This window comes from Streptomyces arenae (assembly GCF_022343545.1).
GTDB classification, from domain to species: domain Bacteria; phylum Actinomycetota; class Actinomycetes; order Streptomycetales; family Streptomycetaceae; genus Streptomyces; species Streptomyces humi.
The window spans coordinates 78205-89234 of sequence record NZ_JAKQYH010000042.1; the positions used below are offsets into that span (position 1 = coordinate 78205).

Genomic DNA, 11030 nt, shown 5'->3' on the forward strand with positions numbered 1-11030 from the left:
CATGCGTGGAGTAGTGATGCACAGCGCCGGGGACGTCCGGGTGGAGGAGCGCGAGGATCCGAAGATCGTCGAGCCGACCGACGCGGTCGTGAAGCTCAGCGCGACCTGTATCTGCGGGTCGGACCTGTGGCCGTACCGCGGTGTCGAGCCCGCCGACCACACGCTCATGGGGCACGAGTACGTCGGCGTGGTCGAGGAGGTCGGCTCGGAGGTGAAGAACGTCCGGGCCGGTGACTTCGTGGTCGGCTCCTTCGTGATCTCCGACAACACCTGCGAGATCTGCCGGGCGGGCTTCCAGTCCAAGTGCGTGCACGCCGAGTTCGTCCACGGGGGGATCGGCACCCAGGCCGAGAAGGCCCGTATCCCGTACGCCGACGGCACCCTGGTGGCCACGCCGGGGCAGCCCGACCCGGAGCTGATCCCCGCTCTGCTGGCCGCCTCCGACGTGCTGGGCACCGGTTGGTCGGACGGAGAAATCGAGCTCCCGGCCCCCGGCGCGACCGACGACCTGGCGGCCGGCCATCGGACCCACGTCCGGCTGGCCGTCCAGGACGGCATCACGCCGTCCACCGGCGGTCACTGGTACCACCAGCGCACCCGGGATCCGCATCCCGCCGCCCGCGATCCCGGGGTCCAGGACCGGCTCCTGCACGCCCTGGCGGAACGCACGGGGGTGCGGCTCGACTGACCGGACGCGGCCCCGCCGAGCCGGCGGTCAGCGCCCTTTCCCGGCTTCGGGTGAGGTGGCGCCGAGGCTGGTGCGGCGCATGGCCCGGTACAGGGCGGCGTCCTCCGGCGGGTCCGGCAGCGGGCCGCGGGCGGGCGCCTTGAAGGACTGGATCATCCACGCGACCGGTCGGCGCCAGGCGTCGGGGGCGGCCTCGCCGGTGGCGCTCAGCACCCCGGCATTGGCCATGAGCAGCAGGACCAGGTCCCGGCTGGTGAAGTCCTCGCGCAGGTCTCCGCTGTCCTTGGTGCGGGCGATGAGTTCCAGGAAACCCTGGTACGCCTCGGCGCGGGACGACTCCAGAGCCTCGGCCCCGGGCAGGCTCATCGTCAGGACGTCCGCGAAACCGCGGTCGGCGGCCTGCATCGCGCAGACCGCCTCGATGTAGCCGGTGAAGCCGCGCCACGGATCGGGGTCGGCCAGTGCTTCGGCGGTGGCCTGCACGTATACGTCCAAGTTACCTTCCGTGAGGCCACCACCAAGTCCGGATCGGGCCGGCATCGGCCATCGGCCGCTTCGGTGCGCCCGGCTCCTCCGGCAGGAATGCGTTCACTCCGCCTCGGGGGAGAGGCCGCGCAGGCCGGCCAGGAGGGTCCGGGCGGCCTTTGCGAGAGGGGCGTCCGGGGGCAGCGCACCGTCCATGTCGGACAGCAACTGAATCAGCTCGGCCACAGCGAGGGCCAGGGCGGTGCCCCCTGTTTGCCCGAGCCTGCGGGCGTGGTTGTACCGGGCGGTGAACAGGTCGGGATCGTCTGCCGGCAGGGCGCGCCCCATGTCGTCGACCAGTTCGGAGAGTTCTGCCACCGCCTGGCTGAGGTTGCCGGTCTCCGCGTGCCAGTACGCGAGGTCTTGCCGGACCGCGAGGACCCGGCGATCGTCCTCGTGCAGTGCTTCGAGCATGTCCGGCCGCAAGCCCTCCAGTGCTTCGGCGGCCGCTTGCGGGTCTCCCGCTGTGCCCACCCAGTGGGCGAGCCTGTGCCGGGTGACGAGGGTGTGCGGATGGAGTTCGCCCAGCTTCTTCTCCATCCTGGTGACCAGCTCGGCCAGGGCGGCGGCCGCCCCCGACGCGTCGCCCGCCTCGCCGAGCCAGCGGGCGTGGTCGTTGCGGGCGCTGAGGGTGTCGGGATGGCCGGCCGTCATCACACGTACGAGGTCCGGGAGCAGTTCGGCCAGTTCTGCGGCGGCGCCACGCGCGTCCCCGGTCTCCCCCCGCCAGCGGGCCAGGCTGTGACGGGTGGCGAGGGTGATGCGATGGTCCGCGCCCAGTTTGACCGTGGCGTCGGACAGGAGCTCTGCGAAGTCGCTCACGGCTCGTTCCGGTTCCCCCGCCTCTCCCCGCCATCGGGCGCACTCGTGCCGGACGGTGAGCGTGCCGATGTGGTCATCGACCTGGACGCGCTGGTGGTCCTTCAGCAGTTCGGCGAAGGCGTCGGCGGCACCGGCGGCATCTCCGGCCTGTCCGCGCCAATAGGCCAGACTGTGCCTCATGCCGAAGGTCTCGGGGTGATCGGCGCCCAGTGTCCTCTCCATACGGGGCAGCAGTGCCTCGAGCTCGGCCACGGCTCCGGTGGCGTCTCCGCCCTCTCCCTGCCAGTAGGCCAGATAACCGCGTGCGATCAGGAAGTCCGGGTGCTCAGCACCCAGGCGTCGTTCCACGGACCGAGCCAGGCTCTGGAAGTGGTCGCGTGCCTCACCGGCCCTGCCGACCCCTCCGAGGCTGGTGCCCACCCGGAACAGCACGGCGTGCGCGTCCGGGCTGTACAAGGCGTCCTCGGCACACCTGCGGAGGGCGGCGGTGTTGGAGCGCAGCGCGGCGGCCAGGTCCACGTCACGTTCGCCGCTCGGCCACACGTCCAGCAGCGCGTCCGCCGCGCTCCGGGCGCACAGGGCGCCGGCCTCGGCGGAAAGCCGTTCCGTGACGGCCCGCTGGATCAGTTGATGGACACGGGCTGTTCGGCCGCCGCTTCGGGGACCGTGTTCGACGAGACTGAACTGACGCAGGTTCGCCAGGGCGTCGGCCGCGTCCTCGGCGTCGGCGATGTCACGGCCGTGACCGGCTCTGGACGGGGGAGTGGCATGACCGCTGAGATAGCGCCGGGCAGGTGCGCTCAGCAGAACCGGTTCGGGAACGCCGTTGGGGTCGAGCATGCCGAGCAGGTGGAGCAGGGGCCGGGCCAGCCCTCGGGGCGGCTGCTGGTCGGCGAGGTCGATGGACAGGTCCCATGCCGCCGCCACGGTGAGGGCCTGGTTGTCGGGCAGCCCGGTCCCGGTGGGCAGCACGTCGTCGAGCGACCTGCTCCGGTTCGCCAGACGAGCCCGGTAGGCGGCACAGTCGAGCCCTCGGTTGACCATGTAGGGGACGGCCTGCGACAGAGCCAGCGGCAGCCGGCCGAGATCTTCGGCCAGTGCCGCCACCTCCCGGGCCGCCCCCGGCACGGCGTGGCGTCCGAGTGCGGCGGTGACGTACTCGACGGCCTCCTCCAGGGTGAACCGGCCGACGTCGACGCGGGTGCGTCCACCACTCAGGAAGACGGCGTCACGGTTACGGGTGGTGATCAGGGTCCGCCCGTGCGGGACCTCGGGGGGCCACAGGTCCTTCAGGGCACCGGCATGGGGGACGTCGTCGAGCACCACCAGCCATCGCGCGCCCGGCCGTGACCGGGCCGTCCCCGGTGGCCGCTTCAGCCAGTCACGGAACAGCATGCCCGCCGCCCGGGGGTCGTCGCGTCCCGCACCCAGCAGCCCGGCCGCCGCGGCCGCGAAGGCGTCGACGACCGCGGAGTGGGACGTGGCGTTCACCCACACCAGTACGTCCACCTGGCCGTGGTCGTAGAGATCGCGGGCGTACTGGGCGACCAGTTGGGTTTTGCCGACTCCGCCCGTCCCGCACACGACACGCTGCTGTGACTCCCCGGTGCGTGCCGGCCGCTGGAGCCAGGCCATCAGCCCCGGCCGAACCTGATAGTGGTCCGCCCGAGCGGGCACCACACCGAACTCCCCGCGCACGGCACCTCCCCGGCCGGGCGCTGAGCGACCACGCCCCCGATGTCGCCGGCGTCCTGTCCGGACCGGATGACAACCGGACGCTATCGCAGCGTGTCTGAGCTGCGTAGACGGTGAACAAGCCGTTCCGGCCGCCGTCCCGGAGAGACTCAGCCGTTCGCCGTGTGCAGGGTCTGGCCGGTGGCTGCCTGACCGCCGGCGGACGGGGGGCGTCGGCGGCGGTCGTGTACCGGCCAGAGCAGGACGTACGCGGTGGAGACGATGACGAAACCCAGGCGGATCAGGCCGCGCGCCGCGTCACCGGGGACGGCGAAGACCGCGCCGTACAGGGTGATCAGACCGATCCAGCTCCACCAGGGCACCAGCCGCCGCTGTCCGATCACGTCCCACAGCAGCGTGCCCAGCAGGACGGAGGCGGTGTAGTACGTGTAGACGCTGGGGTCCAGGGCGATCCGGGCGTTGGCACCGAGCAGGACCACGGCGGCCCAGCGGCCCCGCCAGACCGCGACGCACCCCAGCACGAGCCCTGTCGTGGCCTGTGCGGGCCGGTCCCAGGGCGGGGTCCGCGGATCGTCGACGCCGAGCCAGTGCAGCGCGGACGCGGGCTGGTTGGGAATGGTGAACCGGGCCGCGGTCAGCGACTGCGGTGCGTCGAGGAGGAACGGGAGCCAGGCGAGCGCGACCAGCGCCGCGCACCACAGCCCCGCACGCAGCCACTGTCCCCTCGGCAGCGCGAGCAGCAGCGGCAGGAAGGCCAGCGCGGTCGGTTTGGAGTCCACGGCCAGGGCCAGGAAGACGCCCGTCGCGGCCGGGTTGCCGCGGGTGACGGCGCGAACGGCGAGGGCGGTGAAGAAGAGCGCCAGGACGTCGTCGAGATGGCCGAAGCGGACGGCGACCTCGATCCACATCGGGATGAAGGCCAGGCCCGCGATCAACACCCGCTGCCGCAGCCGCTGGTGGTTGGTGCCCGTGCCCAGGAGATGCCAGGCGGCGCTGCGTCCGGCCACCACCAGGATCAGCAGACCGAGCAGGGACATCACACCGGCGGCCAGCAACTGCCCGACGGGCTCGGGGAAAGGGTTGAACACGCCCGCCGCGAGAAAGCTGACGGGACCCATCTGGAGCTCGGGGTGGTGGGCGTACAGGTTCAGGCCGCCGTCCGCCCGGTCCGTTCCCGCGTAGAGCAACTCCCCACCCGTACGCAGGTAGTGCCAGGAGAAGCCCCCGTGCGGCTGGACCACGGCGAACCAGAGGACTGTCCAGGCGGTGAGCAGCACCAGGTGCACCCGCTGGCTGATGGCCGACACGCTCTCTCACTCTCGCTCCTCGTCGCCCCGCTCGGTTCCCACGCGTCAGGCGCCCCTCCTAGAGATGACGGGAAGGCAGGGCGGGTTGTCGTACGTGAGGTAAGAAGCGGCCGTCCACTCCGCTGGGCGGAGTGGACGGCGGGTTGCAAGGACGCGATGGGGGGACGGTCGCTCAGCGTGCGTAGGTGTCGCACAAGGACCGGACGGACGGCGCGACCACCCCGTCCGACCAGCCGCAGACGGTGCGCAGGTCATAGGTCGGACCAGGCTGTGCCTGCGAACGGGCACGGCGGTGAGGCGCATGCCGGGTGGCGGCGGGTCGCGGCCGCGTGCGGTGCCCGGGGGCGGACAGAGGCTGGGGCTGCCGCGGCCGGCGGACGGCTTGCCGCGGCCCGCGGGCAGTGCTCCGCGGTCCCGGTCGACGGGGCGCCGGTACCGCCTCGTTGTCGTGACGCGAGCCCGCCGTCCGGCGCTTCGCCGGGCGCCGCGTGGGTGCCGCGTCCTGAGCGGTCTCCACGAACGCCGTGCGCCCCGAGGCCTGGGTGGGCTCCGCGAGGTCGGGGGAGGCCGCGCGCACCGCGGCCGGGGCCGGGTGGACGGGTGGTCTCCCGTCCGTGGAACCGACGGAGACGCATCCGCCGGCGAAGAGCGCGGCGGCCAGCGCGGCGGCAAGCGTGATGGGAGAGCGCATGGGCCCAGGTTGGCGGAACGACGGAGCACGTGGACCGCGGCGCGCGCGTCCGGCCACCGGTACGGGTGACGGCAACGCCGTTGCGGGCGGCCCAAGGTGAGTGGTTCTACTCCGGCCGTCGGCGCGGCGGGCGGGGACGGAGCGGGAACATCATGCCGGTCATCTCCGTCGGGTCGCCGGTGCGGAGGAACCGGTGGAGCGCGTCCGCCTCGACGGTTCTGCCCGCCGCGCGGAGCAGGTCGGCGTGCACGCCGAGGACGGCCGCGATGAACGGCTCGTAGGCGCGGCCGTCTTGGGCGCGCAGTTCGAGGTAGATCTCCAGCGCGTCGTCGGACGCGGTCAGGGCCGGGGCCAGGTCGTGGCCGCCGTCGAGGCTGACCTTGGCGAAGGTGGCCAGGGCGCGCGCCAGGCGGTCCCGGTGGACCGCAGGCTCGGTCTCGGTGAGGTCGCGCAGACGGCGGACGGCCTCGGTGGCCGAGGTCAGTGCCTCCTCGTGCCGCCCCACCTCGGCGAGCGCGGAGCCGAACCCGGCAAGCGATTCAGCGAGTTCGAGGCCGTGGGCGTCCGGCGCGGCCTCGGCCAGGCGGCGCCGGATCACCAGGGCCTGCTCGGCACGGGCCAGGGATTCCAGGTGCCGGCCGCAGTGGGCGAGATGGGTGGCCAGGTTGGCCACGGACCGGGCGAAGGCCGTCTCGTAGGCGGCCGGGTTGGCCCTGACGAGCTGTTCGAAGATCTCAACGGCCTCCTGTTCGGCGCCCAGGCCCTCTTCCCAGCGCCCCAGATCCCGCAGCCGCTGCCCCAGGTTGGACAACGAGCGGGCCAGTCCGGGCAGTTCCTGACCGGGATCGTCCCGGGCCAGTCGACGGCGGACGGCCACGGACCTCTCGGCGGCGGGCAGCGCGTCCTGCCAATTGCCCGCTTCGGAAAGGCGGGTGCCGAGGTTGGACAGCGATGCGGCGAGTTCCGACTCGTACCTCCCCGGCTCGGCCGCGGCGAACCGCTCGAGGATCTCCACCGCCTCCAGTTCCGCGTCGAGGGCTTCCTGGTGCCGGCCGAGGTGGGAGAGCCCGACGCCGACATGGGACAGCGCCACGGCCAGCGACGGCTCGTACGTCCGCGGATCGGACAGCGCCAGCCGCCGGTACAGGTCCGCCGCCCGTCGCTCGTCGGCCACGGCGGCCCTCCAGCGTCTCAGCGCCAGCAGGGTGACGCCGCGGTCGTTCAGCGTCACCGCCAACACCGGTTCGGCCGACCGCGGTTCGTGTGCGACGAGTTCTTCGAGGAGTGCCACGGCCTGGTCCTGGGCGGCGAGGGCGTCCTCGTGGAGGCCGGCGTGCGACTGCCGGCCGGCCAGCGTCATGTTGACGTGGATCCGGTCGACGGGGTTCGTGGCGTCGGCCAGACGGTGCCGGGCCAGGCGCGCGGCGACGGCCGCGACGCCCGGGTCCAGGTCCGCGTCCCGGCCGCGCGGAAAGTGCGCCTCGACGGCTTCCAGGACGGCGGGGTCCAGGGCGGTGACGTTCGCGACCGCGGTGAGCGCCGCACTGCCCGCCGCGACCACGAGGGCCGGATCGGCCCGGACGAGCGCACCGAGGTGCGGCGCCAGGTGAGGCCAGCGGCCCGGCCCGGCGGCGGACGCGAGGAAGGTGATCAGGCGGCTGATGTGTGCGGGCGGTTCGCCCTGCGCCGTGCGCGCGGCGAGCGCCTGAGCGGTGAACGCGGCCCAGGGGACCGGAGGATGCTCGCCCGCGACGGAATGGCCGGGGAAGGCGAGGGCCAGGTAGTCCTCGGCGAGCCGGTCGGGATACAGGGGTTCCAGGGCCGTGCCGGGGTCGGTGGGCGGGTAGCAGACGGCGTGGTCGGTCAGCCTCCGGTAGGGGTCGGAGCGCAGGTCGAGGCCCCGCAGCAGCGCGGCGCCACGTTCGTAGGTCCGCGCGCCGGTCAGGGCGGCGACGAAGACGGTGTGCGCCATCTCGGCCGGACGCGTGGCGTAGTCCTTGCCCTCTTCCGCGGCCTCGTACAGCACCTGCCAGTGGTCCTGTTCCCGGGCCAGCAGATACGAGGACAGGCCGGCCAGGTCCTCGGGAGGCCGTACGCCGTGCACGTGGGCGTCGACCGCGGCCAGGGCTGCCATGTGCACGGCGAGCACGAGGCCGAACTCGGGCAGGGAGAGCGAACCGGGTACCCGCACCTCCGTGGGTGCGGTGAGACCGTAACCGGCGGCGAAGCAGTCCCGGGCCGCGGTGAACATCCGCTCGCGCTCACCGATCCCGTCGGACAGCGGCGCCAGCGCCTGGGCCCGGCCGTCGGCCCCCACCTTCGTCAGGGCGGCGCGCAGCACCGGCCACGGCTGGGCGGACCGGGCGAGCAGCAGTACTCGGGTGGGGACGGACTGGTGCAACAGGGCGTTGCCGAAAAGCCACTTGAGGTGTGAGGTGGGCCAGCGGTCGGCGTAGTCGATCACCAGCAGCAGCCCGCGCTCATGACGCAACCGCAGATCCTGGCTGCCCGGCGACGGCACGATCCCCGCCGTCGGCCCGTGCAGGGCGTCGACCGCCTTCCACCCGGCGGCCTGGCTGCGGGCCGCGAACTCGTCGGCGAGCCGTGTCTTGCCCTGCCCGCCCGGGGCGTGCAGCCAGCGCACCGACAGCCGCCGAGCCGCGGAGTCCCGCCACTCGGCCAGGTCGTCGAGCTCCATTCGACGGCCCGCGAACTCCACCACCTGATGACGGGCGTCGAGCATCCGGCTCGGCTGCGCCGGCAGCCACTCGGCCCCGGCGGGCTGCGGTGGGCGGTGCTCGGTCAGCAGGTACACCGGCCCCCGGTCCTGGAAGACGTGCACGGAGGCGCCGACCGCGCCGTACCCGTAACCGCTCTCCACCTGTACGACCTGGCGGGCGCCCGCCGGTTCGCCGGTCACCCGTCGCTCCCGGGCGACGGAGGCTCCGTACGCTGGGGCGGCGTGTGGTGGACGACGACATCGCCGCCCTGCGCCGCGAAGACACGGCCGCCGTCGCGGGCGACGTTCGTCTGCACCCAGGCCCGCTCGGACCGCGCCGACGCGGCGGCTGCCTGCTCCGCGAAATCCCGCAGTTCGTCCCGCACTTCCGGATGCCGGCGGATCAGGTCGGCAAGACGCAACTCCCAGGCGGCCGCCAGCGCCTGGCGCGCACGGGCGGCGTCCTCCGACCGCGACACCAGTGCGGCGTCCTCGTCCAACTGCGTGAGCGCGGAACGCCGGTGGTCGTCGCCGGCCCGCCGGAAGAGGCGTACGGCACCGTCGCGTACGGACTGCCAGGCGCTGGTGGCCATGGCAGCCACGACCGTCGTGGCCGCCGTCATCACCAGAGCGGCTTCCGGATCAGCCATGTCATCTCCCTCGTTCGGGCAGCGGATACCGCCCCTGCCGACACCAGAACCATAGGAAACGCGTCGGCGGACCGGGGCACGGCGACGTCCGTACTGCCGAAATGCTGTGGCTCGTGCGGTCTGGCGCGGTGAAAACGGCCGGATGCGTCGTCCCGTCGTCATTGACGCTCCGTCCGATCTCGGCCTGCGGCCGCCCACCGAAGGCGGTGTGCCCGGCTGTTACAAACCGGCGGGCGCGCTGCGCGAACAGCGGCTGGTACAGCGGCTCGGAGCGCAGGAGGGCGGAGTGGTCGTACCGCCCCGCTACGACCGCGGCGACTGCGGATGCTCCATGCCGGCGAGCCAGGTGGTGAGGAGTGTTTCGAGCGCCCCGGCCTCGGTGGGCGTCAGCAGGTCCAGCAGGCGGCGCTCGTTGCGCATGTGGTCGTCGAATGCCCGGTCGATCAGCTCACGACCGGGCCTGGTGAGGGCGACGATCCGGCCGCGCTGGTCGTCGTCCGAACGGCGGCGGGTCACGAGCCCGGCCCGTTCCAGACGGTCGATCCGCTTCGTCATCGCGCCGGTGGTGACCATGGTGTGCGCGGCCAGCTCACCGGGCGCCCGCTCGTAGGGATCTCCCGCGCGGCGCAGCGCGCACAGGACGTCGAACTCGCCCTCGCTCAGCCCGTACTGGGCGTAGACGAGGCAGAGTTCCTCCGTCAGCCGGTCGGCCAGACGATGCAGCCGGCCGATCACGCCCTGGGGACTGACGTCGAGGTCGGGGCGCTCGCGGCGCCAGTCGGCCTGGATGCGGGCCACGCGGTCCATCGGTTCACCGTGCTCCATGCGTCCCATGATAGCTTCCCGGGAAGCTATATTGGCTTCCATGGAAGCTAATCTGCGCTGGGTGGCCGTGACCGCCGTCGCACCGGTCGCCTGGGGGACCAACTACTACGTCACTCACGAGTTCCTGCCCACCGACCGGCCGCTCACCGGCGCCGCCCTGCGGGCCCTGCCCGCCGGCCTCGTCCTGCTCGCCCTGCGCAGACAACGGCCGCGCGGCGCCTGGTGGTGGCGGTCGGCGGTGCTGGGACTGCTCAACATGAGCGTGTTCTTCGTCCTCGTGTAAATCGCCTCCCAACTGCTTCCGACCAGCGTCGCCTCGACCGTCATGGCGGTCTCCCCGCTGGCGATGATGCTGGTGGCCTGGCCTCTGATGTCCGAGCGGCCGCACGCGACGCACCTGGCCTGCGCCGCGATCGGACTCACCGGGGTCTGCCTCATGCTGCTCACCGGGACGCGAGCGGTGAGCGTGCCGGGGGTTCTCGCGTCGGCCGCCGCCATGCTGGTGTCCTCCTTCGGGCACATCCTGACCAAGAAGTGGAGCGCCGACGTCGACGTCCTCGCCTCGACCGCCTGGCAGCTCACCGCGGGCGGGCTGTTCCTGCTCGTGGCCGCCGCTGCCGTGGAGGGCCCGCCGCCCGCGCTCACGACGCCGACGCTCCTCGCGTTCGGTTACGTCGCCCTGATCGCCACCGCGCTGGCCTTCGTCGCCTGGTTCACCGGGCTGCGGCACCTGCCGGCGGGGACGGTCGGCCTGATCGGACTGCTCAACCCCGTCACCGGCGTCCTGCTCGGCACCACCGTCGCCGGAGAGACGCTGGACGCACGGCAACTGTGCGGTCTGGTCCTGGTCCTGGCCGCAGTCGTCCTGGGCCGGCCCAGACGCGCGGTACGGCACGACAGCAGTCGGACACCTCGCCGTCCGAAAGCCGGCGGGTGTCCCGCGCCGTCCTCCTCGGCGCACACCTCTCCATGACGACCACGGACCCGGACACCGGCGACCACCTCGTGGAGTGCCCCGGCTACCTCCGCCGCTCGCCGACCACGCCCGGCTCGACCGACGCCCGGGGGCCGCTGTCACCGTCGCGACGGTGACAACGGCCCCCGGGCG

At 72.9% G+C, this 11030-nt stretch carries 7 protein-coding genes and 3 pseudogenes; 4 read left to right on the forward strand and 6 right to left on the reverse strand.

Going from position 1 to position 11030, the window contains the following annotated elements; genetic code table 11:
• Window position 1: 1 nt before the first annotated feature.
• Window positions 2-502 (forward strand): annotated as a pseudogene (locus MB828_RS17545) (alcohol dehydrogenase catalytic domain-containing protein); the annotation flags it as partial.
• Between the two features lie 213 nt (window positions 503-715).
• Here MB828_RS17545 and MB828_RS17550 read toward each other — a convergent pair.
• The 5 genes from MB828_RS17550 to MB828_RS17570 all read right to left on the reverse strand — a co-directional run bounded on the left by MB828_RS17550 (window position 716) and on the right by MB828_RS17570 (window position 9097).
• Window positions 716-1183, reverse strand: a complete 468-nt coding sequence (locus tag MB828_RS17550) for a hypothetical protein (RefSeq protein WP_301649024.1) — start codon at window positions 1181-1183, stop codon at window positions 716-718.
• 93 nt (window positions 1184-1276) lie between these two features.
• Window positions 1277-3733 (reverse strand): NB-ARC domain-containing protein, encoded by a 2457-nt coding sequence (locus MB828_RS17555; protein WP_301649025.1) that lies wholly within the window; start codon window positions 3731-3733, stop codon window positions 1277-1279.
• Between the two features lie 146 nt (window positions 3734-3879).
• A complete protein-coding gene (locus tag MB828_RS17560) occupies window positions 3880-5037 on the reverse strand; it encodes a hypothetical protein (RefSeq protein WP_301649026.1) in 1158 nt (385 codons plus the stop codon).
• 797 nt (window positions 5038-5834) lie between these two features.
• Window positions 5835-8648, reverse strand: coding sequence for a tetratricopeptide repeat protein (locus tag MB828_RS17565; RefSeq protein ID WP_301649027.1), 2814 nt, complete (start codon window positions 8646-8648; stop codon window positions 5835-5837).
• Window positions 8645-9097 carry a hypothetical protein gene (locus tag MB828_RS17570; RefSeq protein WP_301649028.1) on the reverse strand — a complete coding sequence of 151 codons (453 nt, stop codon included), beginning with the start codon at window positions 9095-9097 and terminating at the stop codon, window positions 8645-8647. Before MB828_RS17570 ends, MB828_RS17565 begins: the two co-directional genes overlap by 4 nt.
• Before the next feature lie 142 nt (window positions 9098-9239).
• On the opposite strand from MB828_RS17570, the pseudogene MB828_RS17575 reads away from it, so the two are divergent.
• A pseudogene (locus MB828_RS17575) lies at window positions 9240-9416 on the forward strand (arginase family protein); the annotation flags it as partial.
• Here MB828_RS17575 and MB828_RS17580 read toward each other — a convergent pair.
• Entirely contained in the window at window positions 9401-9922 is a 522-nt protein-coding gene (locus MB828_RS17580) for a MarR family winged helix-turn-helix transcriptional regulator (RefSeq protein WP_301649029.1), read from the reverse strand. The pseudogene MB828_RS17575 and the gene MB828_RS17580 overlap by 16 nt on opposite strands.
• A 40-nt stretch (window positions 9923-9962) precedes the next feature.
• On the opposite strand from MB828_RS17580, the pseudogene MB828_RS17585 reads away from it, so the two are divergent.
• Window positions 9963-10895: pseudogene (locus MB828_RS17585) on the forward strand (DMT family transporter).
• Entirely contained in the window at window positions 10892-11014 is a 123-nt protein-coding gene (locus tag MB828_RS17590; RefSeq protein ID WP_301649030.1) for a hypothetical protein, read from the forward strand. Before MB828_RS17585 ends, MB828_RS17590 begins: the two are co-directional and overlap by 4 nt.
• Window positions 11015-11030 lie beyond the last annotated feature (16 nt).

Bases quoted from the DNA above. Each gene is read 5' to 3' on its own strand.
- MB828_RS17570 (WP_301649028.1), bottom strand. From the start codon at position 9,097: ATGGCTGATCCGGAAGCCGCTCTGGTGATGACGGCGGCCACGACGGTC.
- MB828_RS17580 (WP_301649029.1), bottom strand. From the start codon at position 9,922: ATGGAGCACGGTGAACCGATGGACCGCGTGGCCCGCATCCAGGCCGAC.
- MB828_RS17590 (WP_301649030.1), top strand. From the start codon at position 10,892: ATGACGACCACGGACCCGGACACCGGCGACCACCTCGTGGAGTGCCCC.